This is a genomic window from Niveispirillum sp. GW835-FHT14G11 (assembly GCF_058793615.1).
The window spans coordinates 18,781-43,819 of the sequence record NZ_JBXAFZ010000025.1 but is presented as its reverse complement, the minus strand read 5'-3'; the positions used below and the strand labels follow the sequence as shown (position 1 = coordinate 43,819).

Genomic DNA, 25,039 nt, shown 5'->3' with positions numbered 1-25,039 from the left:
GATCCAGACTTATGGTTGAGGGCAAAGTCTTGCGCATCGGTGTCGCCGGCCTGGGCACGGTCGGCGGTGGGGTCCTCAAGCTGGTGGCGGCGAATGCCGATCTGCTGGCCAGGCGTGCCGGCCGCCCGATCCAGGTGGCGGCGGTCTCTGCCCGCGACCGCACCCGTGATCGCGGCGTCGACCTGGCCAATATCCGCTGGTACGAGAATGCCGCCGACCTTGCCGTCGATCCGGATATCGACGTGTTCGTGGAACTGATCGGCGGGTCCGACGGTATCGCCCGCCAAGCGGTGGAGGCGGCACTGGCCGCCGGCAAGCATGTCGTCACCGCCAACAAGGCGCTGCTGGCCCATCATGGCTCGGCCCTGGCCACGCAGGCGGAGGCAGCGCGCCTGACCCTGGCATTCGAGGCGGCGGTGGCCGGCGGCATTCCGGCCATCAAGGGCCTGCGCGAGGGTTTGGCGGCCAACAATATCCGTGAAATCCACGGCATCCTGAATGGCACCTGCAACTATATCCTCACCGAAATGCGGACTACGGGTCGCGATTTTGCCGATGTGCTGGCCGATGCCCAGCGCCTGGGCTATGCGGAAGCCGACCCGTCCTTCGATGTGGACGGGGTGGACGCGGCGCACAAGCTGGCGGTGCTGACCGCCGTCGCCTTCGGCGCGCATGTCGATTTCAAATCGGTGCATATCGAGGGTATCCGCCACGTCTCTGCGCTGGACATCAACTATGCCCAGGAGCTGGGCTATCGCATCCGCCTCCTGGGCATTGCCCGGCGCACGGAAAGCGGGATCGAACAGCGCGTGCATCCCTGCATGGTGCCGATCAACAGCCCGATCGGCGCCACTGACGGCGTGTTCAACGCTGTCGTCGCCGATGGCGATTTCGTGGACAAGGTGGTGCTGGTCGGCCGGGGTGCCGGTGCCGGTCCGACCGCGTCCGCCGTTGTTGCCGATCTGGTTGACATCGCCCGTGGCCGGTCCACACCGACCTTCGGCGTGCCGGTGGGAGAACTGGAGCCGGCCAAGGCCGCCCCGCTCAGCCGCCGCCGTGGCCGTTACTATGTCCGCCTGATGGTGGTCGACCGTCCGGGCGTGATCGCGGAGATCGCGGCGACCCTGCGTGACCAGAATGTCTCCATGGAGGCCTTCCTGCAGCGCGGCCGCGCACCCGGCGAGGCGGTGCCCGTGGTCTGGACCACCCATGACACAGACGAGGCCGCCATGCAGCAGGCGCTTTCCACCATCGCGTCGCTGGACAGCGTTCTGGAACCGCCGCGCATGATCCGCATTGAGGATTTCTGATACACACTCAACCCAGGAACGGCGCCAAGCGGCCTGAAGGCCCGCGAACAAGACGCCGATCTCAGCAATAGGGGAACGATATGAGTGACAAGAGCAATCCGAAGGGCGATTTCTCCCTGGTGATGGACCGCAATCTGGCGCTGGAGGTTGTCCGCGTCACGGAAGCCGCCGCCCTGTCCGCCTCCCTGCTGATGGGTCGCGGTGACGAGAAGGCGGCCGATCAGGCCGCCGTAGACGCGATGCGCAAGGCGCTCAACAGCCTGTCCATCGACGGCACCGTCGTCATCGGCGAGGGTGAGCGCGACGAGGCCCCGATGCTCTATATCGGGGAGAAGGTCGGCACCGGCAATGGTCCCAAGATCGATATCGCGCTGGACCCGCTGGAAGGCACGACGATCTGCGCCAAGGGCGGTCCCAACGCGCTGGCCGTCATCGCGATGGCGGAGGCCGGCGGCTTCCTGAACGCGCCCGACGTCTATATGGACAAGATCGCCGTCGGCGGTGGCCTGCCGGGCGGCGTGGTGGACCTGGACGAGAAGGTCGAGACCAACCTGCGCAATCTGGCGCTTGCCAAGGGTGCGGATGTGTCGGAGCTGGTGGTCTGTATCCTGGACCGCCCGCGCCATGCCGAACTGATCGCCCGCGTGCGTGAGGCCGGGGCCCGCATCATGCTGATCGGCGATGGCGACGTGTCGGGCGTGATCGCCACGGCCCAGCCTAACGCCGGCATCGACCTGTATATGGGGTCGGGCGGGGCGCCGGAAGGCGTGCTGGCGGCTGCCGCCCTGCGCTGCATCGGTGGACAGTTCCAGGGCCGCCTGATCTTCCGCAACGACGCGGAGCGCGAGCGCGCCAAGCGCTGGGGCGTCACCGACCTGGACAAGAAGTACACGCTGTACGATCTGGCCAAGGGCGACGTGATGTTCTGTGCCACCGGCGTGACCACAGGCCCGATGCTGGAAGGTGTCCGCCGTTTCGCCGGTGGCGCCATCACCCATTCGGTGGTGATGCGGTCCAAGTCGGGCACGGTGCGCTATGTCGAGGCGCACCATAATTTCCGCACCAAGACCAGCATGATCCCGGACGCCAAGCGGTAATACCGTTTCTCCGATTGCCACCTGATCGTCATCCCGGCGAAAGCCGGAACCCAGGGGCCACAGGCATGAACCTTCACGTTGCGTTTACCGACGCGGCCGTTAGGTTCGGTCATGTGGCCCCTGGGTCCCGGCTTTCGCCGGGATGACGTTTTATGGCTATATCGTTTCATCGTTTCAGAGACGGTTCATGTCCATGCCCATCCCCGCCTTCCTCGGCGTTGAAAGCTCCATCACCGGCCGCCGCTGGAAGGCCCGCAATACCGACGACCGGCTGGCGCTGACCCTGTCGCAGGCCCATGGCCTGCCGGAACTGGTGGGCCGTCTGCTGGCGGGGCGCGGTGTTGCGGTGGAGGAGGCGGAGCGGTTCCTGTCGCCCACCCTGCGCGCCTTCATGCCCGACCCGTCGGTGCTGCGCGACATGGACAAGGCCGCCGACCGCGTGGCTCGCGCCATCCGCGATGGGGAGAATGTGGCGGTCTTCGGCGACTATGACGTGGATGGCGCCACCTCCACCGCCCTGCTGAACCGGTTCTTCCGCGCGATCGGGCGGCAATTGCGCGTCTATATCCCCGACCGGATCGAGGAGGGGTATGGCCCCAATCTGCCGGCCCTGTTGAAGCTGAAAGCCGAAGGTACCGATCTGGTCGTCACCGTCGATTGCGGGGTCACCAGCTTCGATCCTTTGCACGGCGCCGTCGCGGCCGGGCTGGAGGTGGTGGTGGTCGACCATCACAAGGCCGAGCCGCGATTGCCCAATGTCACCGCTGTCGTCAACCCCAACCGCATGGACGAGCCGGCGGGCGGGCCCCTGTCCAATCTGGCGGCCGTGGGCGTCACGTTTCTGCTGATCGTGGCGGTGAACAGGCTGCTGCGCACCGGTGGTTATTACAGCAATGGCCGGACGGAGCCCGACCTGATGTCCTGGTTGGATATCGTGGCGCTGGGCACGGTCTGTGACGTGGTCCCGCTGGTCGGGCTGAACCGCGCTTTCGTGGCCCAGGGCCTGCGCATCATGGGCAAACGGGCCAATATCGGGATTTCGGCGCTGGCCGATGTGGCAGGCGTGAACGAGGCGATGGACGCCTATCATGCCGGCTACATCATCGGGCCACGGGTCAATGCCGGTGGGCGTGTGGGCCGGGCCGATCTGGGCACCAGATTGCTGGCAACGGAGTCGGCGACAGAGGCGTCAGACCTGGCCAAGGAACTGCATGCCTTCAATGCCGAGCGTCGCGCCATTGAGGCAGCGGTGCTTGAGGATGCCATTGCCCTGATGGAAACCACCGTCGATGAAAGCCCGGAACTGGTGCTGGCGGTGGGCGAGGGCTGGCATCCCGGCGTCATCGGCATTGTCGCGTCGCGCCTGAAGGACCGGTATAATCGGCCGGCCTGCGTCGTGGCGCTGGATGGCGCCCTGGGCAAGGCGTCGGGCCGGTCCGTGCGCGGTGTCGACCTGGGGTCGACCATTATTGCGGCCCGGCAGGCAGGCCTGTTGGTCGCCGGCGGCGGTCATGCCATGGCGGCCGGCTTCACCGTGGAACGGGAAAAGATCGACGATCTGCGCACCTTCCTGCGCCAACGGATCGCCCGGCAACTGGAGGATGCGGGGCCGCTGGTGCCGTCATTGTCGCTGGATGGGGCCCTGTCCATACGCGGGGCCAATACGGACCTGATGCGCCACCTTGAAAGGCTGGCCCCCTATGGCACCGGCAATTCAGAACCACGCTTCGCCGTCACCGATGCTCGAATCGTGAAGGCGGATGTGGTGGGTGGCGAGGGCAAGCATGTGCGCTGCATCCTGACCGGCAATGACGGAAGTCGTTTAAAATCAATCGCTTTCCGCGCTATGGACAGCGATCTGGGGTCGGCCCTGTTGCAAAGCGGTGGGCGGCCCATGCATCTGGCGGGCACTTTGCGGCCCGATCGGTGGAACGGCAATGACGGCGTGCAGTTGTTGATTGATGACGCTGCGGTTTCCGGCGCCGCCGGGTAAAGGAAACCCGGATGACTATTCACGCCATCGTCATCCGACTTCAACAAATTATTGCCAAATCGTTAAAGACAGCTATCTCCGCATAGCATATAATCACGCATCGCCAAATTGCCGCTTGCATCATCACTGCCGGGGCAGGGCGGTCGCGTTGGTTTTGTGCGGGGCGATCAGTGTCATGAATGTGCGCGCGGCGGGGTCACCGGCCGAAAGGCCGGAAGCGGGGAAGGCCAAGGACACGGCGGTGACGCCGTCCGAACCGACCTCCGCCGTCTCCAAACTGCAGGCGCATTTCGAACAATTGGACGAAGGGTCGCTGCTGCGCGTTGCCCGCGCCGTGGAACTGGCGCGGGCCGCTGAACGCCGCGACCCCACCGACGAACAGATTCTGGAAACGCTGCGCCCGCGGCTGCGCAACCTGCGCCCCAACCGTGTGCCCACCTTCCAGCGTTCCGTCTGCGTGGCTGTGGAAATCTTCCTCTATGACGGTGACATGCATGAAGAAAAGCGTAAGGCATCTCTGGCCCGGCAGGTATTGAACCCCTGGTGGCGGGTGCTGATGGGCTCCCCCCATCGCGGGCCGCTGGCAGCACTGGAGGCGGACTATGGCAAAGCCGTGCGCGAACAGCGCTGGACCGACCTGCCCGCCATCGCCGACCAGGGCGTGTGGGCGGCGGCCCAGGCCACCAACATCCTGCTGGATGAGGCGCAGAAATCCTATGGCCGTCGCGGTGAACTGTCCTCCATCCTGGGCGGCGACCGCGCGCTGGAGGATATGAAGGAGATCGGGCTGCTGCTGACCTTGCATGCCCAGTTAACCCCGGCGCTGGATCGTGTGCGCCGCGTGGCGGGGGTCCAAGGTGGCGGCCGCATTCAAGACTTCACGCCCAACGCCGTGGTGGCGGCGCGCACGGCGTATCTGAACGTCCATGATCGCGGTTCCGATCTGGTCGAATATTTCTTCTTCGGGTTGATGACCATGCTGGTGCAGCCGTTCCAGGCCCTGCGCCTGGTCCGCATGCTGTCGCAGGACATGAGCCATGTATCGGGCAACCATCCGGCCAAGCTGATCCCCGCGCGCCTGTTCTCCGACCTGACCCGCACCCTGTCGGAGATCGGGCGGGCGGCAGGTGGGCCGGTCATGGCGCGGCGGGTCTGGTTGCTGACCTGCGCCCGGCTGGTGTCGGACGCGCAACTGATGATCAAGGGTCTGTCGGAGGAGGTTCATGTCGAACCCAATCCCGAATGGCAGAAACTGCTGACAGAGGCGCGCACCCGCGTCATGCAGGCGGTCGACGGGTTCCTGCTGGCGGCGCTGCAGGACATTGCCCTGGTCCTGCCCGTGAAGCAGTTGCAGGAGAAGAAGGGATCGGAGGTCCGGCTGGAACCCGACATGGCCCATATCTCCACGGAGGAGGAGGATGGCATCGCCCAGGCCGCCACCGTGCTGTTCACGGCCGTGAAGAAGCTGATGGAGCAGGAAGGCCAGGACCGGCAGATGCGGTCCAAGGAAGCGGACCTGGAACAGAGGCTGGAGATCGGGATCAATTTCCGCGTCGAATATCTGCGCGCCCGGCCCAAGCATGGGGTGGCGCTGGCCCATCTGCGCAGCGTGCAGAAGGTGCTGAAGGGCCTGCCGTCGCTGAACATCATCCGTGACCTGGAATATCGTGTCGAACGCACGCTTGATCGCTACAAGAATTGATCGCGGTTCCGGGTGGCATGGGCGTTATGCAGTTTCGTCAAAAAAAGTGCTTGAACGGCCCGGCTGGTCCGGCTAATTAACCGCCCACCGACGACGTCCCCATCGTCTAGAGGCCTAGGACACCAGCCTTTCACGTTGGTAACACGGGTTCGAATCCCGTTGGGGACGCCACCTTCCAAGAGATGAATTCTTGGGTTCCGGTGGCGGTGCCGGATGGATGACTTGAGCACCATTTGGCGGATACGGAAAAAGCCCCGCGCCGAAAGGCCGGGGCTTTTTCGTTGCCGACATTGCGTTCTTTTCTCAACTCAAGGGATTGATCATGCGTTCGATGGATGGACAGCGCAGCGACAACCGGCCCCTGAAGCGCAACGACGACGAAAAGCGTCGCGCCCTGTTGCAGCTGGAAGCGGCCTATGCCGCCCTGGGCCCCAAGCCGACGCCGGGCCTGAAGGAAACCATGGCGGAGCGCATCCGCGCCCTGAAGGCCGAAATCGCCGAAGGCGCCAGCAAGCCGCCCCGCCGCTGAACGGCGGGCAGCTTGTACCGAAAAAGGGGCGGGCATCGCGATGGCAGTGCCCGCCCCTTTTCTTTGGGCGGCGACGGCCATTGAGGAATGGCGGCATAAAGCGCCGTTATGGCCGGCGATTGCATCTTGCGTCTGCCGCCGGTTGCGCCCATCTTTGCCACCATCGCACCATACGGGGCTATGATGTCGCGCATCAGGTCAATCTGGACAGGTTTGCTGAAGGCGGGCGCCATTGCGCTGGTCCTGGCCCTGTTCGGCTTCGGCACGGCATCGGCCCATGACGCGCATGCGCACCATCCGGTGCCGCCGGTTGCGACCGCCTATCAGCATGCCGAAGCGGCCCCGGCCGTTCTGGTCGCCGCTGCCGTCGATTGCCATCAGCAGGCGTCCGCGCCCACGGATAATGGCGACCGCCATGCCCATCATGGCCATGATGGCGGTGGGACGGGCGACGATTGCTGCAAGGATGCGTGTGCCTGTGGATGCGCGCTCACCTGTGCCGCGCATATGCATACGGGCCTGTCCGACGCGGTGGCGACGGTGCGTCCCGTACCGGCAGCGTTGCTGGTGCCGGGCCGCGCCATCGATCCGGCCGGCCTGACCACACCGCCCGATCCGCGCCCACCGCTTTCCATCTGACACGGCCGATCTAGCGCCCGCGTGCCCCTGGCCGCCGGTGCCTCTGCTGCTTCGTCAGATGGAATCTACCCATGAAAATCCTGTCGCGCCTGTCTCTGGCGGCGATTCTGTTCCTGGCCCCGGCCCTGCCGGCCGCCAGCCATGAGGGGCATGATCACGGCACCCCCGACCCCGCCGCCTTGGCCCCGTCGCCCACCGCCGTCCCGACCCTGGAGGCCGATGGCGGCGATGTGCAGCTTGTCGCCCTGCTGCAGGGCGCCGACCTGACCCTCTATATCGACCGCCTGTCCGACAACAGCCCCGTGACCAAGGCCGTGGTGACCCTGTCCGTCGATGGCGGCAAGCCGGTCACGGCGACCCCGGCCGCCGACGGCACCTATCGCGCCGCCGCACCCTGGGCCATGCCGGGCGATCATGCCCTGACCCTGACCGTCACGGGTGACGGTGTGGCCGACTTGCTGGTGGGCACGCTGACCGTGCCGGCCGCCGCCGCTGCGGTTGCAGTATCTTCCGGTGGTGCCCCCCTGGCCCTGGCGGCCAGCACCTTCCTGGCCGGGCTGGTCCTGGGGGCGGCGCTGCTGGCTTGGCGGTCGCGCCGCGCGGGTCTGGCCGTGCTGCTGCTGGCTTTCCTGGCGGCTGTGCCCGCGACCCAGGCCCCGGCGCATGAAGGGCACGATCATGGCACGCCGGCCCCGGAGCCGGTGGCCGGCAACAATCCCAAGCGCCTGCCCGATGGCAGCCTGTTCGTGCCCAAGGCGACGCAGCGCCTGCTGACCATCCGCACGGCGGCCCTGGCGCCCGGCAGCGTGACGCCCATGGCCGACCTGACGGGCCGGGTCATCGCCGATCCAAACCGGTCGGGCCGCGTGCAGGCCCCCCAATCCGGCCGCCTGATGCCGCCCGAGGGTGGTTTTCCGCTGCCCGGCACGCGGGTGAGGGCGGGCGATGTCCTGGCCTATGTCGAACTGGTGCTGCGGGCGGAGGATGGCAGCGGCATCAACGAACAGTTGGCCGGCCTGGACAAGGATATCCGCCTGGCCCAGCAGCAATGGAACCGCCTGTCCAACCTGAAGGGCGCCGTCGCCCAAGCGGAGATCGATGATGCCCGCGCCACGCTGGACGGCGTGACCCGCCAGCGCGAGGCGCTGTCCCGCGCCATTGCCAAGCGTGCGCCCCTGACCGCCCCGATCGATGGCGTCATCGTCACCAGCAACGCCGTTGCCGGCCTGATGATCGAGGATCGCGACGTTACCCTGGTGTTCGAGATCGCGGAACCGGGAACGGTGTTGGTGGAGGCGCTGGGCTTTGGCGAACCGCCGCCCGTGGGCGCCAAGGTGACCGCCAACCTGCATGGTAGGGCCATCCCGCTGTCCCTGGTGGGCCGCGGGGTGGGGACGGCACCGGGCGCCACCCGCCTACTGCTGCGCCCCGAACCGGGCGCCTTCGGCGATCACGTGCCGGCATTGGGCACCCTGCTGACCCTGTCCGTGCCGGCCGGTGCGGCGGTGGAGGGGCTGCTGCTGCCCCGCGACGCACTGGTGCGGGGGGCCGACGGCCTGCCGGCCGTGCTGGTGCATGAGGGCGCCCAGCGCTTCGTGCCACGCACGGTGCGGGTGGAGCCGGCGGGCGTCGGCAGCATCCGCCTGCTGGCGGGCGCGGAGGCGGGGTCGCGCATCGTCGTGCAGGGGGCCTCCCTGCTGGCCCAGATCCGATAGGGGGCGGGCATGTTCAACACCATCGTCTCCACGGCACTGCGCAACCGCCTGATGGTGCTGGTGGCCTCGCTGCTGCTGACGCTGTATGGCGCCTTCACCCTGGGGCATCTGTCGGTGGACGTGTTCCCCGATCTGAACCGCCCCACCATCACGCTGATGACCGAAAGCCCCGGCATGGCGCCGGAAGAGGTGGAAAGGCTGGTCAGCTTCCCCATCGAAACCGCCATGAACGGCATGCCGGGCGTGGAGCGGGTGCGCTCCACCTCCTCCGCTGGCCTGTCGGTGGTGACGGTGGAATTCGGCTGGGGCACGGAGATTTATCGCAACCGCCAGCAGGTGACGGAACGGCTGTCGCTGCTGACCGGGCAACTGCCGCCCGGCGCCATTCCGCAGATGGGCCCCATCTCCTCCATCATGGGGGAGATCATGCTGGTGGCCCTGACCCCCGCACCCGGCGCCAGCATTGACCCGATGCGCCTGCGCGACCTGGGCGACTGGACCTTGCGTCCCCGCCTGCTGTCCATCCCCGGCGTGTCCCAGGTCATCCCCATGGGGGGGGAGGTGCGGCAGTTCCGCGTCGCCCCCGATACCGGCCGCATGGCGCTGCTGGGCGTGACGCTGGAAGAGGTGCGGACGGCGCTGGCCAATTATGGCGGCAATGTCGGTGGCGGCATCGTCGACCGGCGGGGGGAGGAGTTGCTGGTGCGTGGCATCGGCCGCACCAGCCGGCTGGACGATCTGCGCAAGCTGCCCGTCGCCGCCCGCGATGGCGCTATCGTCACCCTGGCCGATGTGGCGCTGGTGGATCACGCCGCCCGCCCGCGTCGCGGCGATGCCGGGCTGGATGCCGCCATGGCCGTGCTGGTGTCGGTGCAAAAGCAGCCCGACGCCGACACGCTGACGGTGACGCGGGCCGTGGAACAGGCGCTCAGCGAACTGTCCGTCGGCCTGCCGGAGGGTGTGGCAGCCCCTCAGGTGGTGTTCCGCCAGGCCGACTTCATCCAGAACAGCGTCGATAATGTCGAACGCGTGCTGGTGGAGGCGGGATTGGTGGTGGCTGTCATCCTGTTCCTGTTCCTGGGCAATGTCCGCACCACCATCATCAGCCTGACGGCCATCCCCATCTCGCTACTGGTCACGGTGCTGGTGTTCAAGGCCCTGGGCCTGACCATCAACACCATGACCCTGGGCGGCCTGGCTATCGCCATCGGCGAGCTGGTGGATGACGCCGTGGTGGATGTGGAGAATATCTTCCGCCGCCTGCGGGAGAATGCCGCCCGGCCGGCCCCGCTGCCTACCCTGTCCATCGTGCTGTCCGCCAGCACGGAGGTGCGGTCGGGTATCGTCTATGCCACAGCCATCATCGTGCTGGTGTTCGTGCCGCTGTTCGCCCTGTCGGGGATCGAAGGGCGGCTGTTCGCGCCGCTGGGCGTGGCCTATATCGTCTCCATCCTGGCCAGTCTGGCAACGGCGGTCACGGTCACGCCGGTGCTCTGCTATTACCTGCTGCCCCGGCTGGCCTCGACGGCGGATCATGACAATGGCCTGGTCCGCCGGCTGAAATCCGGCAATGACCGGCTGCTGGACTGGGCCTTTGCGCACCGCACCGCCGTTATCGCGTCGGTGGCGGGTGCCGTGCTGGCGGCCCTGGTGGCCGTGCCCTTCCTGCCGCGCGCCTTCCTGCCCGACTTCAACGAGGGCACGGCGACCATCACTCTGGCGCTGAACCCCGGCATCTCGCTGGACCAGTCCGCCGCCCTGGGGCGCATGGCGGAAAGCCTGGCGCGTCAGGTGCCGGAGGTGACCAGCATCGCCCGGCGCACCGGCCGGGCCGAACTGGACGAACATGCCATGGGCGTCCACATGTCCGAAATGGAAGCCCATCTGAAGCCGTCAGACCGGTCGAAGGCGCAAATCCTGGCCGATTTGCGGGCCCGCCTGTCGGTCCTGCCGGCCAGCGTCAATCTGGGTCAGCCCATCTCCCACCGCCTGGACCATATGCTGTCGGGCGTGCGGGCACAGCTGGCGGTCAAGCTCTATGGCGACGACATGGTGTCGCTGCGCGCACTGGCCGGCGGGTTGCAGCAGAAACTGTCGGGCATCGAGGGGCTGGTCGACCTCCAGATCGAAAAGCAGGTGCTGATCCCGCAGCTGCGGGTGGAGGTGGATGCCGACAAGGCCCGCGCCCACGCTATCGCGCCCGCCACCGTGCTGGAAGCCTTGCAGACGCTCAGCAACGGGGAAGTGGTGACGGAGATCATCGATGGTGACCGCCGCCACGACCTGGTGCTGCGTCTGCTGGACAGCGACCGCGACCCGGCCATGCTGGGCCGGGTGCTGATCGACACGCCGCTGGGTCCGGTGCCGCTTTCCAACCTTGCCGAGGTGGGGGAGGGCGACGGGCCGAACGAGGTGCTGCGCGAGAATGGCCGCCGCCGGCTGGCCATCCTGGGCAATGGCGATGGCCAGCGTGACATGGCGGCCATCGTGGCCGATATCCGCGCCGTGCTGGACGCCACGCCGATGCCGCCCGGCACCCATGCCAGCCTGGAAGGCACCTTCCAGGCGCAGGAACAGGCGGCCCGCACCATCGCGGCCCTGTCGGCCGTGTCCTTCGCCCTGATCTTCCTGGTGCTGTACAGCCGTTACCGGTCCGCCATACCGGTGCTGATCATCATGGGCACGGTGCCCATGGCCCTGGTCGGCTCCGTCGCCGGCCTGTGGCTGGCGGGGCTGCCGCTATCGGTGGCCAGCATGGTGGGCTTCATCACGCTGGCCGGCATCGCCACCCGCAACGGCATCCTGAAGATCAGCCATTACATCAATCTCTGCCGGATCGAGGGGGAGGTGTTCGGCCCCGCCATGATCCGGCGCGGCAGCCGGGAACGGCTGGTGCCCGTGCTGATGACGGCCCTGTCCGCCGGTCTGGCGCTGGTACCCCTGCTGGTAGGGGCCGATGCGCCGGGCAAGGAGATTCTGCATCCCGTCGCCGTCACCATCTTCGGCGGCCTGATCAGCGCCACCATCCTGGACACGGTGCTGACGCCACTTTTGTTCGCCCGTTTCGGCGGCCCGTCCGTCGCACGGCTGCTCACCCCCTCCACCCCATCCACCACCGGCCACACGGCCGAGGCTTTCTGAGGAGATGCATCATGAAGTCCATTTCCACCCTGGCGCTGGCCGCCCTGCTGACGCTGACCCCCATCGCCGCCTTCGGCCATGCCCCGCCGGTGGGCGTGCATGGCGGCATGCAGGTCCATGCCGGCCCCCTGCACCAGGAACTGGTGATCAAGGATGGCGGCGTGACCGTCTATCTCAATACCATGGAGGACAAGCCCGTGGAGACGGCGGGGGCGACCGGCACCGTCACCCTGCTGCTGGACGGCGCACCGGTGCAGGTGGCCTTGGCGCCGGCCGGTCCCAACAGCCTGTCCGGCAAGCTCGACCGCGCGGTCCCCGCCGGCACCCGCATCACCACCATTGTGACGCTGGCCGGCAAGGGCGCGCTGCCGGCCCGGTATCAGTGGAAGCCGGCGGACGATGCAGCGGGGCATGACGGTCACGAGCATTGAGGAAAACACTTCCGACATCGGATGAATCCCTCTTGACGGGAGGCGCGATCATCGCCATCCTTCTCCTTGTCGTCGCAACTGACTGAAAGGAGGTGATCCGATGTCTCGTTCCACTTTGCGGACCCGCGCGGATCTCTCCGGCATTCGGGGCATCTCCGGCTGATCGGAAAGCGTCCGCGGGCGGTTCCACCGCCAAAGCGGATCGTCCATGCGCAATCATGGAAGGCAGGGCCGGTTCCCTTACGGGACCGGCCCTGTTTTATATCAAATCCCAATATTGGGATTTGATACGGCGGCGACTGCCGCCGCGCCGCACGTGCGGCGCAAGCCAAGCCCACGGATGTGGGCGCCGGCGCCTGAGGCCCGGTGATCGGTTACGATCACCGGGAACGCGTATTATGTGGAAAAACCGCTGGCCGGGGGCGCTTCCCCGGTTCCGTTTTGCCTGCCGGCTTGCTATCAAGGCCGACAGGGAGTTCCACCAAGCATCCGGGTAGTTTTAATGAATCGCCAAGATCGCCGTCGTCAGCTTTCCGACCTGACCAAGTCGGACGCGATGTATAACAGCTTCCCGTCCGACATGCGGGCGGCGACGGAGCTGCATCGCCAGGGTCGGCTGAAGGAAGCGGCCGATACGCTGCGCAAGATCACCAAGGTCTATGCCGAGCACCCGGATGTGCGTGTGGCTTGGTCCAACCTGGGCGCCACCCTGCAGGGGCTGGGCAAGATCGACGACGCCATTTCCGCCCTGAAGAAGGCCCGCGCGCTGAAGCCCGACCATCCGCCGCCGCATCACAATCTGGGCATGGCGCTGGCCCAGCAGGGCAAGCTGGACGAGGCGATCGAGAGCCTGACCCGTGCGGTGGAGCTGGACCCGAATTTCCGTGACGCCTGGGCCGGGCTGGCCCTGGTGCGTGAGCAGACGGGCGAAATCCCGCTGGCCGCCGAATGCTGGCAGCGCGCAGTCCAGGCCGATCCCAACGCCATCGAGCCGCTGTTCAACCTGGGTAACGCCCTGTTCCGCCTGGGCCAGATGGCCGATGCCGCCGCCGCCTTCCACGGCTGCCTGGCCCGCCGGCCCAACATGCCGGAAGCCGTCTATGCGCTGGGCCGCGTGCATGAGGAGGCGGGCAATCATGACACCGCCGTGGAGGCCTATCTGGCCGCCACCCGCATCGCCCCGCAGGTCCAGGTCGCGCATGTGCAACTGGCCGGCCTGATCGTCACCATGGCCGGTTACGACCTCGCCAAGGCGCAGGCTGCCGCCGACATCTATCGCCAGACCCACCCGGACAGCCCCATCGTCCCGCAGCTCTATGCACGCCTGGACGAGATCGCCCGGCAGACGGCCCCGGCCGTCGCGCCGGCGGCGGAAACCCCCGCCGAGGGCTGATCGCCTGATCCCAAGAAAGGCCGCCATCCGGTGAGGATGGCGGCCTTTTTCATTTCTTCTGCTGCCGCTCGATCCGCTCATAGGCGGTGTTCAGGGCCGCCATCTTTTCCTGCGCCAAGTCGATGAATTCCTGCGGCAGGCCCTTGGCGATCAGCGCGTCGGGATGGTTTTCGCGCACCAGCCTTCGATAGGCGGCCTTCACGGTGGTGAAATCGGCATCGCGCGGCACGCCCAGGATGGCGTGGGGATCGTCATCGGGCTCACTGCCGCCCTCGATCCGCGTGCCGTGCTGGCGCCAGACCTGCTCGAACTCGTCAGGCGGGAAGCCGAAAATTTCCGCTACCCGGCGCAGGAAGGCCAGTTCGGCCAGATGCACGATGTCGTCGGCCACGGCGATATGGAACAGGCCGGCCAGCAATTCCTCCAGCACCTCTGGCCGGTCGTGGAACATCTGGGCCAGCTGCTTGGCATAGGCCTCGAACCCGGCGCTGTCGCGCTTGGCGGCGTCGAACAGGCGGCCGACATTGCTCAGTTCATGATCGGGCACATGGAAGATGCGCTTGAAGGCGTCAATCTCCACCCTGTGCACGACGCCGTCGGCCTTGGCCATCTTGGCCGACAGCGCGATGACGCCCACGGTGAAGGCAATGGTCTGTGTCTGGTCGGGGCGGCCTTGCCCGTCCGTGCCGCGCGGCATCTGCTCGGCGGCGCGATATTCATCGACGGCATGCCCGGCCAGGGCACCCGCCAATGCCCCCAGCGGCCCGCCAATGGCAAAACCCGCTGCCCCACCGATGACCTTGCCCCAGATGCTCATGATCGTCCGCCTGTCCGCTTCGACCAGCGCAGGATAGCGGGCGGCGGGGGCGATGCAACGATGATGGTAGCCATTTCGTGTGAACAGCGATTTCAGCATGGCTGCCCAAAGCTTCACAGGTCGGGCTTCCCGTTCTATATTGCAGTGCACAAAAACGATCCCGCGCAAGGACGGGAATGCCTCGGGGGAGGGGACACCGAAGGGGATGCCTGTGTCCTTTGGTTTCACCGAGGTTGTTGTGATGACCGTGTTCCGTCCCCTGCTGCCGTCCGAAGCCGGCCGGTACGCCGCCCATCTTCTGCGCCTGTCGGTGTCTGACCGTCGTTCCCGCTTCATGGGCGGTTTGTGCGATGCGGCGGTGCGCGGGCATGTGGACCGCATCGACTGGGGCCGCGCCATCGTCCTGACCGCGATTGTGGAGGGGGAGGTGCGGGGTGCCGTGGAACTGCGCTTCGGCGGCGGCCGGGCCGAACTGGCCATCTCCATCGAGGCGGGCTGGCAGAACCAGGGCTTGGGCGGCATGCTGGTCCGCCGTGCCTTCACCATGGCCCGCAACCGCGGCATGCGTGGTATCGAGCTTTACTGTCTGGGCGACAATCACCGCATGCTGCGCATCGCCGGCCGGCTGGAGGCTCTGACCCGGTTCGACGGGGGTGAGGTGCATTGCGATTTCAAGCTTGCGCCGGCCGATGCCTTCTCCCTGGCGCTGGAAGCCATGGACCGGGGCGGCACGGCCCTGACCATGATGCTGGAGCCATCGGCCCTGCCGCGCGCCGCGTGAAGCCTTTTGTGATGGGGACAAGTTCGCCGTTGCCGCAACGGCCCGCCTGAGCCAAGGGAGGGACCTATCCTTCATCAGGCAGGTCCATCATGCGGCGTATCGGCATCATCGGCGGCATGAGCTGGGAATCGACCCAGCTCTATTACCGGCTGATCAATGAACGGGTGCGCGCGGTAAGGGGCGGCCTGTCATCGGCGCCACTGCTGATCCATTCGGTGGATTTCGCGCCGGTGGCGGCGATGCAGGCGGCGGGGGATTGGGACGGGCTGAGCGCCATGATGGCGGCGGCGGGCCGCGACCTGAAGGCCGCGGGTGCACAGGCATTGGCCATCGCCACCAACACCATGCACAAGATGGCGGACGCGGTGGCGGACGCCACCGGGCTGCCCCTGATCCATATCGCTGATCCCACGGCCCAGGCTGTCCGCGCCGCCGGCCTGTCGCGCGTGGCCCTGCTGGCCACCCGCTTCACCATGGAACAGGCCTTCTACCGCGACCGGCTGACCGCCACCGGCCTGTCCGTCATGACGCCGGAGGCGGCGGATCGGGCAGAGGTTCACCGCATCATCTATGAAGAACTGTGCCTGGGTCAGGTGCGTGACGACAGCCGCGCCACCTATGCCGACATCATCCGGGGCCTGAAGGACCGGGGTGCCGAAGCGGTGATCCTGGGCTGTACGGAGATCACCTTGCTGATCCGGCCCCAGGACACAGACCTGCCCTTGTTCGACACGACGGGCCTGCACGCATCGGCCATCGCCGACTGGGCGATGGTGCGCTAATCGGTGTCGGGCGGGTCGGATTGCGACACGCAGGCGTTCGACAGGGTGGTCGATGGTGGGTTGCGCAAAATCTATGGATAAATACAAATTGGCGTTCGCACCATTTGCGTTGCACGCGCCCGAACAGGATGTATCGCAGTGCCTAAAGCGGGATTGCGTGTCCAACTCCCCGCCCAATGATCTCCCCAGAATCTGTGGATAAGTCTGTGGCTAATGGGTCTCTAACCGCGTACGTGCGTGGCGCCCTGCGGGACTCCGGGATTTGGCTAATTTTTGGGCATAAAACTCCAGCTACTGACAGGTTCCGACATCCTCCAATCAAAGATATGAGAAATATTCATTCTATTACAATGAGTTAATTTAATTCGCGTTTCCGGGGCACGAAAACTCGGAATGGGGAGGGAGAAATAGCGTTTCCGGTTTGACATGCATCATGTGCATGGCTGGAGCTATTCATTGCCTTGTTTGCGCGGGTTTATGCAAAGCGGACGCGATGTATCCGTACGGTGGACAAATATTCGTGCAAGAGATCGCGCGATGATTTTGCCGGAGACTGTCGGCGCCAACGATATCAGCCGCGGGCCCTTGGATGGGCCTGATCGTAGACCGCCAACAGCTTTTCGGTGTCCACATCCGTATAGCGCTGGGTGGTGGACAGGCTGGCATGGCCCAGCAGATCCTGGATGGCACGCAGGTCGGCCCCGCTGCCCAGCAGGTGGGTGGCAAAGCTGTGGCGCAGGGCATGCGGCGTGGCGCTGTCGGGCAGGCCCAATTGGCCGCGCAGTGCCTGCATCTGCCGCCGCGCCACCGAAGCGTTCAAGCGTTCGCCCCGGCTGCCCAGGAACAGGGCGCCATCGTCGGGTGTCGGTAGGGGACAAGCCTTCAGGTAACGGGCGACGGCATCATGAACAGCCGGCAATACCGGCACCTGCCGCTGCTTCGATCCTTTGCCCAGCACGCGAACGCTGCCCGATCCGGGGAGCAGATCGTCGCGATTGAGGTACAGCGCCTCCGATATGCGCAGGCCGCAGCCATAGAGCAGGGTGAACAATGCCCGGTCGCGCAGGCCCACCCAGGGTGCCTCGGGCAGGCTTGCTGCTTCCTCCAGCAGGATGGCCGCGTCGGGTGCCGTCAGGGGACGGGGCAAGGATGCCTTCAGCTTGGGGGCCTTCAGCACAGTGATATGTGGATTGTGGACAATGCCGTTGCGGTCCAGCCAGCGGAACAGGTTGCGCACCCCGGCAATGGACCGGGCACGGGTGGCGGCGCCCGCCCCGTCCATGGCGCGGTCGGACAGCCAGGCACGCAGTTCGGCCAATGACAGTGACCCCAGGTCGTTCAGACCCGGTTTGCGCTCCCGGTATTGCGCCATGAAGGCCAGGAAGCTGGCCAGATCATTGTTATAGGCGCGGATGGTGGCCGGGGCGGCGCCCTTCTCGGTCGCCAGCCAGAGCTGCCATTTGTCGATGGCCTCCAGGAGGTCGGCCTGTGCAGCAAAGCCCAGACCGGCGGTCACCATGCCGGGTCCAGGTACGCGGCGATGACACGTTCCACCACGCCGGCCAGGAACAGCAGCAGGTCGGTGGCCTGTCCTGGATGGAACATGTCGGGATCGGCCGACCCGAAGGCCAGCAGCGCGGGGCCGGCATCACCCCCTTCACCCAGGCGCAGGCGCACCAGGGCCTGACTGCGGATCAGCCCGGCCTGATGGTTCCAAACCTCAATGGAACCCAGGATATCGGATTGCAGCGCCACATCGGCGCGACCCAGGATACGGTTGATGGTGCCGTGATGCGCCATGCCCAGCCCGGCGGGGCCGATCGTGGCGATGGGCCCCGCCGGCTGTTCCACCACCAGGCTGGCGGCGTCCAGGTCCAGCAGCACGGCCAGATCACCGGTGATGGCCTGCACCATGGCCTCCAGCCCCCGGCAGGACAGCAGGTGAAGAACGGCGGCATGGACGCGCCGCAGGTTCATCATGTTGGCGCGGGTGGTATCGACCAGAAGCTGCTGCTGGTCGGACAGGCGTCCAACCTCACCCCGCAGCTTTTCCAGGATGCGTTCGCGGATATCGACGATACCCTGGCCCCGGTCGGGTGCTGCCGGCGACAGCAGGTGGCGCAGCAGCTCCGGCCGCCGCGCCAGGAAGTCGGGATGGTCCAGAAGAAAAGCCGCCACGTCATCGGCCGTCAGCTCATCCATCGGGTTGGTGATGATCTGTCCGGGTCCGGTGCTCATGGGCGGCCTTGTCCTTATTGTTCTTATCGGGGTGACGGATCAGCCGCGCTTGGGCAGCGGCTGGTCCAGGATGGTCTGGCCGGTCTTGGCCCAATCGGAAACGAACTGCGCCAAGCCCTTGTCGGTCAGGACATGGCCGGCCAGCTGACGGATGACATTGGGCGGCATGGTGGCGACATGCGCACCCATGCGGGCCGATTCCACCACATGGATCGGGTTGCGCACCGAGGCGACCAGCACTTCCGTCGTGAAGGCGGAATAGTTGGAATAGATCTCGACGATCTCCTGGATCAGGCCCAGCCCGTTCTGGCCGATATCATCCAGGCGTCCGACGAAGGGGGAGATGAAGGCGGCACCGGCCTTGGCGGCCAGGATGGCCTGGGCGGCGGAGAAGCACAGGGTCACGTTGACCATGGTGCCCTCGTTCGCCAGCGTGCGGCACACCTTCAGGCCCGCCGGGGTCAGTGGCACCTTGACGGCGACGTTGGACGCGATCTGGGCCAGGTAGCGGCCTTCCTTCAGCATCGTGTCGAAATCGGTGGCGGCCACCTCGGCGCTGACCGGGCCTTCGACCACGTCGCAGATCTCTGCGATCAGCTCGACGAAGTTGCGGCCGGCCTTGGCGACCAGGGAGGGGTTGGTGGTCACGCCGTCCAGCAGGCCGGTGTCGGCCAGGTCGCGGATTTCAGCGAGATCGGCGGTGTCGACGAAGAACTTCATAGGGTCGGGTCCTGACGGGCGGTGGGTCGTGTGTCCGGGCTGATACCCGGACCCGGGATCGGGTGCCCGGACGGCGCCCGGGCGTGGCGGGAAACTACCAACATCCCGCCCCCGTCGCCAGCGCGGGCGATATCGTCCGCGTGCATGGGTGGCCGGCGAGCGGGATTCTGACAAAACCCGACCCCGGCTTCAAGGGCCTGCCCTTGGCAAGCGTACTTGGTGCCCTTAATTTGGCGCCTGGGCGGAATGGAGGACGGCAATGACGACGGCGATAAGACTTCGGGCGGTGGATGCGGATGATCTCTGTGTGGTTTCCGCCCTGTTGCAGGACGCGATCATTCCCATCGCCGACATCGCCTATCTGCCGGACGATCATCTGTTCGTGCTGATGGCCAGTCGATTCCAGTGGGAAGGCCCAACGCCCGATGGCGGTCCCACGCCGGATGAAGGCGGGGAGGGGGCAACCCGTATCCAGTGTGTCGTGCGTTTCACGGGTGTCACCGCCGTGCGCCGCCGCGGAATCGACCTGCGCCGCCGCGGTCGTTTCCTGTCGCTGCTGGCGCTGGAGGCGGCGGAAGGGGCTGTGCTGCTGCGCCTGTCCGGGGGAGCCGACATAAAGCTGGAGGGAGAGGCGATCGAGTGCCGCATTGCCGACCGTGGCGATGCCTGGCCTGCTGCCCGACGGCCCGAGCATAAATTGGAGTGATCCCGGGACCTGTTTTCGGCTGACCGGAAACCGCTTTAAAAGAGGCTCAGAATCCGCTGCTGCTGCTGGACCATCAGGCTGACCATCGTGGTGGCCAGCTGGCTGCGGACATTGGCGGTCAGTACCTGGGCGCTTTCGGCATGTTCGTCGGTGGCGATCAGGTTGCGCGCACCGCTGCGCAGCACCGTGGAGAATTCCGATGAGAAACTGTCGCGCGCGCTCAGGATGTCCATATTGACCTGCAGGCTGCGCGTGGCCGATTCCAATCTTGCATCGGCCCGTGTCAGGTCCTGCATGGCGACATAGACGTCGCTGCGGTCGCGCCAGTCATTGGCTGACCGGTCGACACCCAAGCCCAGTGCGCCGCTATCGACCCGAACGGCCTTGATCTCCAGATTGCTGCTGCCATTGGCGTTGAAATTGACACTCAGGTCATTTTCCGGCGTCGCCACGCTGTTCTGCCGGGTGGAGATGGTCGCATTCTCTCCATCTGCGGCGCTGCGCACGACCAGCGTGGTTGCCTGGAACGGCGTGGTGCTCATGGCCGCGACGCGGTAGTTCAGGTCCGCGCCCGTCGCCGGCACGTCGAAATGAATCCTGGCCCCGGCATTGGGGCCGGTGGTCAGTGTATGGATCAGATCGGTAAAGCCCGCATTGCCGATCGGGATGATCTCGGTCCCGGTTGCGCCCGTATCGATGGCCGTCTGGGTGATGACCAGGTTGCGGGACCCGACACCGGCGCTGTCGGGTCCGCCCACGGAGATATTGATGGCCGTGTCCATCCGGAAACCGGTCCAGTCGGGAATGTCATCGAAATTCAGCTGTGCCATGGAGTCGGCGTCACTGGCCGTGACCCAGGAATCCTGACCGGTATAGATCTCGATGGTCCGGGTACCGGCAGAGGCGTCCTTGTGGAACAGGCCGATCGTGGCACCGTTATTGACGCCGCCGGACAAGCGGATGACGCTGGGCTGACCGTTGCCCTTGTCTTCAACGGTACCATTGAAGCTGCCGCCCCGCCCGTCAGTGACGGCGACCGTGCGCTTGCCGTTGACGGTCGCGCCATAGACCACGTTCAATTCCACGCTTTGCTGCCAGCCGCGCACATAGGGGTTGGTCAGTTCCCCATCATCCCAGTCGCCGTCGGCCACGGTGGTCAAGCCGCCCAGGCCGGGATCGCGGTTGACCACGAAGGTCGCGCTGCTGGTGACGCCCGTCAGGGAGCCGGGCCGGATGCCGGCCGCGGCCTGACTGACCAGGGCCCCATTCCCGCCGATGATGGCGGTTCCGCTCGTCGTATCGATGTAGGACCATTCGGTGGCGCCTTGTCCGGTTCTTGCATACTGGTTCAAGGCCACGGCATTGGCGCCGAACCCGTATTTCTCCACCTCAAGCCGCACGATATTGTCTTCGAAGTCGCGCGTGACTGCGGGGCCCCGGGTGATCGCGTCTTTCAGGACGCCCAGATCGCCATAGATGCCGCCCGTTACGACGGCGGCATCCTGGATCTGCGCCGGATCGATGGTCAGGCGCACCGTGCCTTCGTCGAAACGGAAGCTATTCTCCCCCTCACGCAGCCGGGTGGCTGAATCCTGGGTGGAGGCGTCACGGGTGATGGTGATGCCCTTGTCATTGGTGACGCTGATGGAAAGGTCGATGTCGCGCCGGACCTCGGCCTCCACCACCCCGGCCGGCTGCAGGGCGTTGCGCATGCTGTTGCCATCGACCAGCAGGTTGATCTGGGCGCCGGACCCGAACTCATGCGTCAGCTGGATCTTGTTGCCGCTGTCGGCGGCGGCTTTCAGCTGTTCCTGGGTCAGCTTCGTCGTCCAGCTCTCGTCCCCGTCCAGCACCACCAGGCGCGCGTCGCGGCCCGGCGTGCCGTGCAGTTCGAACTTGATATTGTCCATGCGGCCGGCAGTCAGGCTGTTGACGCCACCCACGGTCAGTTGCGCCAGGCCCATGGCATCCTGGGTTTCCACAATGTCGGTGGCGTTGCCGGTGATATCGCCGCCACCCGTCACCTGGATCTCGTAATTGTTGTCATCGATGACGCTGGTCATCTCAACCTTGGTGACACCGGTGATTTCCGCCGCGTCGCGCAGGCTTTCATGGGTGGCGGAATATGTCGCGGGCTGGGCGCGCAGCAGGTTCTTGCCGCCATAAGAGCTGTCGCCGACGATATCGTCGATCTTGTCCAGAATGGTGTTGAACTGATCGGCCAGGCTTTTGCGGGCGGCGATGGCATTGGGCGTATTGTCCAGCGTCGACAAGGCGACAGAGGTCAGGCCGCGGGCCTGATCCATCATTGCTTTCACCGAATCAACGCCCTTGCTGGCGGCCTGCAAGGTGGAGATCGCCTGCGCGATCCCTGATTTCAGCTTGTCCAGGTCGCCTGCCCGCTGGTTCAGGTCGCGGGCCTGGAAAAACTGCTGCGGTCCTTCGATGGCGGTATTGATCTTCTGGCCGCTGGCCAGCCGCTTCAGCGCCGAATTCTGGTCAGCCGTAAGGGTTCGCAGCATCATCGTGGTGCTGCGCAGGGATGCCGGTAAATTGACCGACATATCCACCATGCCTGTGCCGCCCTTTAGGCTGACGTTTCGGGGCCGGCGCCATCGCTGAAGCCGACATCAAAGCCCCAGGAATTCTTCCTGCCAACTTTAACCATATAGATTTACCTAAAAAGCCGGAGAACGTCCAGTGTCCGTCTTTGAATTCAGCGCTTGTCCGAAAACGGACACTGTTCGATTCCGGACAAACGGCCTCGGTGAACTTATCATTTAAAATCAACGATTTGAATATTGGCACAGTGATTGCCAATCACGGTGCGGAACGCCGGAGACGGGGCCGGTGGCAAGGGATGGGGACGATCATGCACCAGATGGAAATGAGGGGCGACGAAGCGGTGCTTCTGGACCGGGTGGAGGATGCGGTGCTGAGCGTGCATCCCGACCTGTGGCTGGGGGCCTTGGTTCTGGTCCTGGCCCTCAACTGGCTGGCCTGACGCACAAGACGGATTTCAGGGTAGGGAGTGGCATCATGGCGATGGATCGCCGGATCGAGAAGACGGGTTTGCAGAAGCACAAGAAGGCCATCGCCGGCGCCGCCGTGGCCCTGCTGGCGGGTGCCGGCGGCCTTTATCTGGCGCTGGGCGGTACCGGTGGTCAGACGGTGCGTGTGGCGGAGGACCGCCTGATCGTTTCCACCGTCAACCAGGGCCAGTTCGAGGATTTCATTCCCGTGCGCGGCTCTGTCGAGCCGTTGACCAGCATCTTCCTGGACAGTGTCGAGGGCGGGCGCGTGGAGCGCCGCTTCGCCGAGGCCGGGCAGTTCGTGAAGGCGGGCCAGCCGCTGCTGGAACTGACCAACACCGATTTGCAGTTGGAGGTGATCAGCCGCGAGGCGCAGGTGATCGAGCAGCTGAACCAGCTTCGCACCGTGGAGCTGAACCTGGAAGTGTCCCGCCTGAATAACCGCCAGAGCCTGGTGGAGGTGGAGTACAAGCTGGTGCAGTTGAAGCGCACGCTGGACCGCCGGGCGGAGCTGATCAAGAGCAAGGCGATCAGTCAGGCGCAATATGATGAGGCGCAGGACGAATTCGAGTATCTGCAGCGCCGCCGCGAAGTGCTGCGGGAGACGCAGACCGTCACCGACCGGCTGCGTGGTGAGCAGTTCGGCAAGCTGAAGGAGAGCACCGGCAAGCTGCAGGAGAATCTGGAATTCGCCCGCCGCAACCTGGACAATCTGATCGTCAAGGCGCCCGTCGATGGCCAGCTGACCTCCTTGGAAGCCGAAGTGGGCCAGAACAAGACGCGCGGTGAGCGGCTGGGCCGTATCGACCGCATGGATGGGTTCAAGGTCGTGGCCCAGGTGGATGAATTCTACCTGCCGCGCCTGACCACCGGTCAGACGGCGGAGGTCGCCATCGGATCGGGCACCCATATCCTGCGCGTCGCCAAGATTTTCCCGCAGGTCCGCGACGGCCAGTTCCGCGTGGAACTGGAATTTGCCAGCGAGACGCCCAAGGACATGCGTCCCGGCCAGAGCCTGCAGCTGCGTTTGAAGCTGGGCGATACGACGACGGCGCTGCTGATCCCCAATGGCGCCTTCTATCAGGATACGGGCGGGGCCTGGCTGTTCGTCGTCGGTGCCGACGGCCAGTACGCCACCAAGCGCAATGTGCAGCTGGGCCGCCGCAACGCCCAGGTGATCGAGGTCAAGAGCGGCCTGGACAAGGGCGAGCGCGTCGTCACCTCGGCCTATGGCGACATGATCCGCATGGATCGCATCCAATTGAACTGAAACGATAAATCGTCACGAGACGCTACAGCTGGAAGGAACGAGAGAGATGTTGAAGCTGGTTGATCTGGTCAAGGCCTACCGTACCGAGGAAGTGGAAACCACGGCGCTGAATTCCGTGAACATCCATGTCCGGACCGGGGAGTTCGTCGCCATCATGGGCCCATCGGGCTGTGGCAAGTCCTCTCTGTTGAACATTGTCGGCATGCTGGATACGCCGTCGGGCGGCCAGTACTGGTTCAATGGTGAGGAAGTGTCGAAATATGGCGAGCGCAAGCTGGCCGACATCCGCAAGAAGAATATCGGCTTCATCTTCCAGAGCTTCAACCTGATCGACGAACTGACCGTGTTCGAGAATGTCGAGCTGGCCCTGCTCTATCACGATATCCCGGCGCGTGAGCGCAAGGAGCGGGTGAAGGCGGCGCTGGAGAAGGTCAATATCGGTCACCGCGAAAGCCACCTGCCGCAGCAACTGTCCGGTGGTCAGCAGCAGCGTGTGGCCATCGCCCGCGCCGTCGTCGCCAAGCCTAAGATGCTGCTGGCCGACGAGCCGACCGGTAACCTGGACAGCGCCAATGGCGACGAGGTCATGCGCATGCTGACCGACCTGAACGCCGAGGGCACGACCATCGTCATGGTCACCCACTCCATGCCGCACGCCCAGTATGCGACGCGTATCATCAACCTGTTCGACGGACAGGTCGTCGCCGAGAACCTGCGCGCAGCCTGATGATCCGCGCCGGGGG

Annotated in this window: 21 protein-coding genes and 1 tRNA gene; 17 read left to right on the top strand and 5 right to left on the bottom strand. The window is 65.6% G+C overall.

Going from position 1 to position 25,039, the window contains the following annotated elements:
• The first annotated feature begins 11 nt into the window (after window positions 1–11).
• The 11 genes from AC1Q7F_RS29690 to AC1Q7F_RS29640 all read left to right on the top strand — a co-directional run bounded on the left by AC1Q7F_RS29690 (window position 12) and on the right by AC1Q7F_RS29640 (window position 13,950).
• Window positions 12–1,310, top strand: a complete 1,299-nt coding sequence (locus AC1Q7F_RS29690; RefSeq protein ID WP_492512179.1) for a homoserine dehydrogenase — start codon at window positions 12–14, stop codon at window positions 1,308–1,310.
• A 122-nt stretch (window positions 1,311–1,432) separates the two neighbouring features.
• Entirely contained in the window at window positions 1,433–2,407 is a 975-nt protein-coding gene (glpX, locus tag AC1Q7F_RS29685) for a class II fructose-bisphosphatase (protein WP_492512210.1), read from the top strand.
• Between the two features lie 193 nt (window positions 2,408–2,600).
• A complete protein-coding gene (gene recJ / locus AC1Q7F_RS29680) occupies window positions 2,601–4,400 on the top strand; it encodes a single-stranded-DNA-specific exonuclease RecJ (RefSeq protein WP_492512209.1) in 1,800 nt (599 codons plus the stop codon).
• Window positions 4,401–4,575: 175 nt separating this feature from the next.
• Window positions 4,576–6,102, top strand: coding sequence for a hypothetical protein (locus AC1Q7F_RS29675; RefSeq protein ID WP_492512178.1), 1,527 nt, complete (start codon window positions 4,576–4,578; stop codon window positions 6,100–6,102).
• Between the two features lie 95 nt (window positions 6,103–6,197).
• Window positions 6,198–6,273 (top strand) — tRNA-Glu (locus AC1Q7F_RS29670).
• Window positions 6,274–6,424: 151 nt separating this feature from the next.
• On the top strand, window positions 6,425–6,631 hold the full coding sequence (locus AC1Q7F_RS29665) for a hypothetical protein (RefSeq protein ID WP_492512177.1): 207 nt from the start codon (window positions 6,425–6,427) through the stop codon (window positions 6,629–6,631).
• 183 nt (window positions 6,632–6,814) lie between these two features.
• Window positions 6,815–7,270, top strand: coding sequence for a hypothetical protein (locus tag AC1Q7F_RS29660; protein WP_492512176.1), 456 nt, complete (start codon window positions 6,815–6,817; stop codon window positions 7,268–7,270).
• A 71-nt stretch (window positions 7,271–7,341) separates the two neighbouring features.
• Complete coding sequence (locus AC1Q7F_RS29655; RefSeq protein WP_492512175.1) at window positions 7,342–8,985, top strand: hypothetical protein; 1,644 nt, start codon at window positions 7,342–7,344, stop codon at window positions 8,983–8,985.
• 9 nt (window positions 8,986–8,994) lie between these two features.
• Entirely contained in the window at window positions 8,995–12,126 is a 3,132-nt protein-coding gene (locus AC1Q7F_RS29650; protein WP_492512174.1) for an efflux RND transporter permease subunit, read from the top strand.
• Window positions 12,127–12,137: 11 nt separating this feature from the next.
• Window positions 12,138–12,557, top strand: coding sequence for a hypothetical protein (locus AC1Q7F_RS29645; RefSeq protein WP_492512173.1), 420 nt, complete (start codon window positions 12,138–12,140; stop codon window positions 12,555–12,557).
• 502 nt (window positions 12,558–13,059) lie between these two features.
• Window positions 13,060–13,950 (top strand): tetratricopeptide repeat protein, encoded by an 891-nt coding sequence (locus tag AC1Q7F_RS29640; protein ID WP_492512172.1) that lies wholly within the window; start codon window positions 13,060–13,062, stop codon window positions 13,948–13,950.
• A 49-nt stretch (window positions 13,951–13,999) separates the two neighbouring features.
• Here the strand turns inward: AC1Q7F_RS29640 and AC1Q7F_RS29635 are convergent, their stop codons facing one another.
• A complete protein-coding gene (locus AC1Q7F_RS29635; protein ID WP_492512171.1) occupies window positions 14,000–14,884 on the bottom strand; it encodes a TerB family tellurite resistance protein in 885 nt (294 codons plus the stop codon).
• Between the two features lie 124 nt (window positions 14,885–15,008).
• On the opposite strand from AC1Q7F_RS29635, the gene AC1Q7F_RS29630 reads away from it, so the two are divergent.
• The gene (locus AC1Q7F_RS29630) at window positions 15,009–15,548 is read left to right on the top strand and encodes a GNAT family N-acetyltransferase (protein WP_492512170.1); all 540 of its coding nucleotides are present in this window, start codon (window positions 15,009–15,011) and stop codon (window positions 15,546–15,548) included.
• 89 nt (window positions 15,549–15,637) lie between these two features.
• Window positions 15,638–16,330: an aspartate/glutamate racemase family protein gene (locus AC1Q7F_RS29625; RefSeq protein WP_492512169.1), complete on the top strand. Its 693-nt coding sequence runs from the start codon at window positions 15,638–15,640 to the stop codon at window positions 16,328–16,330.
• A gap of 571 nt (window positions 16,331–16,901) precedes the next feature.
• Here AC1Q7F_RS29625 and AC1Q7F_RS29620 read toward each other — a convergent pair.
• The 3 genes from AC1Q7F_RS29620 to fsa are packed head-to-tail and all read right to left on the bottom strand — an operon-like array spanning window position 16,902 to window position 19,288.
• Complete coding sequence (locus tag AC1Q7F_RS29620) at window positions 16,902–17,849, bottom strand: tyrosine recombinase XerC (RefSeq protein ID WP_492512168.1); 948 nt, start codon at window positions 17,847–17,849, stop codon at window positions 16,902–16,904.
• Window positions 17,843–18,568 carry a DUF484 family protein gene (locus tag AC1Q7F_RS29615; protein ID WP_492512167.1) on the bottom strand — a complete coding sequence of 242 codons (726 nt, stop codon included), beginning with the start codon at window positions 18,566–18,568 and terminating at the stop codon, window positions 17,843–17,845. Before AC1Q7F_RS29615 ends, AC1Q7F_RS29620 begins: the two co-directional genes overlap by 7 nt.
• Window positions 18,569–18,607: 39 nt before the next feature.
• Complete coding sequence (fsa, locus tag AC1Q7F_RS29610; protein ID WP_492512166.1) at window positions 18,608–19,288, bottom strand: fructose-6-phosphate aldolase; 681 nt, start codon at window positions 19,286–19,288, stop codon at window positions 18,608–18,610.
• Window positions 19,289–19,547: 259 nt separating this feature from the next.
• On the opposite strand from fsa, the gene AC1Q7F_RS29605 reads away from it, so the two are divergent.
• Window positions 19,548–19,994, top strand: coding sequence for a DUF2948 family protein (locus AC1Q7F_RS29605; RefSeq protein ID WP_492512165.1), 447 nt, complete (start codon window positions 19,548–19,550; stop codon window positions 19,992–19,994).
• 35 nt (window positions 19,995–20,029) lie between these two features.
• Here the strand turns inward: AC1Q7F_RS29605 and AC1Q7F_RS29600 are convergent, their stop codons facing one another.
• Window positions 20,030–22,567: a flagellin N-terminal helical domain-containing protein gene (locus tag AC1Q7F_RS29600; protein WP_492512164.1), complete on the bottom strand. Its 2,538-nt coding sequence runs from the start codon at window positions 22,565–22,567 to the stop codon at window positions 20,030–20,032.
• Window positions 22,568–22,866: 299 nt separating this feature from the next.
• Here AC1Q7F_RS29600 and AC1Q7F_RS29595 point away from each other — a divergent pair, with 299 nt between their 5' ends.
• Genes AC1Q7F_RS29595 through AC1Q7F_RS29585 form a run of 3 tightly spaced genes read left to right on the top strand, consistent with a single transcriptional unit; the run spans window position 22,867 to window position 25,023 of the window.
• Window positions 22,867–22,998 carry a hypothetical protein gene (locus AC1Q7F_RS29595; RefSeq protein ID WP_492512163.1) on the top strand — a complete coding sequence of 44 codons (132 nt, stop codon included), beginning with the start codon at window positions 22,867–22,869 and terminating at the stop codon, window positions 22,996–22,998.
• A gap of 35 nt (window positions 22,999–23,033) precedes the next feature.
• Entirely contained in the window at window positions 23,034–24,296 is a 1,263-nt protein-coding gene (locus tag AC1Q7F_RS29590; RefSeq protein WP_492512162.1) for an efflux RND transporter periplasmic adaptor subunit, read from the top strand.
• 46 nt (window positions 24,297–24,342) lie between these two features.
• The gene (locus AC1Q7F_RS29585; RefSeq protein WP_492512161.1) at window positions 24,343–25,023 is read left to right on the top strand and encodes an ABC transporter ATP-binding protein; all 681 of its coding nucleotides are present in this window, start codon (window positions 24,343–24,345) and stop codon (window positions 25,021–25,023) included.
• Window positions 25,024–25,039: the final 16 nt, after the last annotated feature.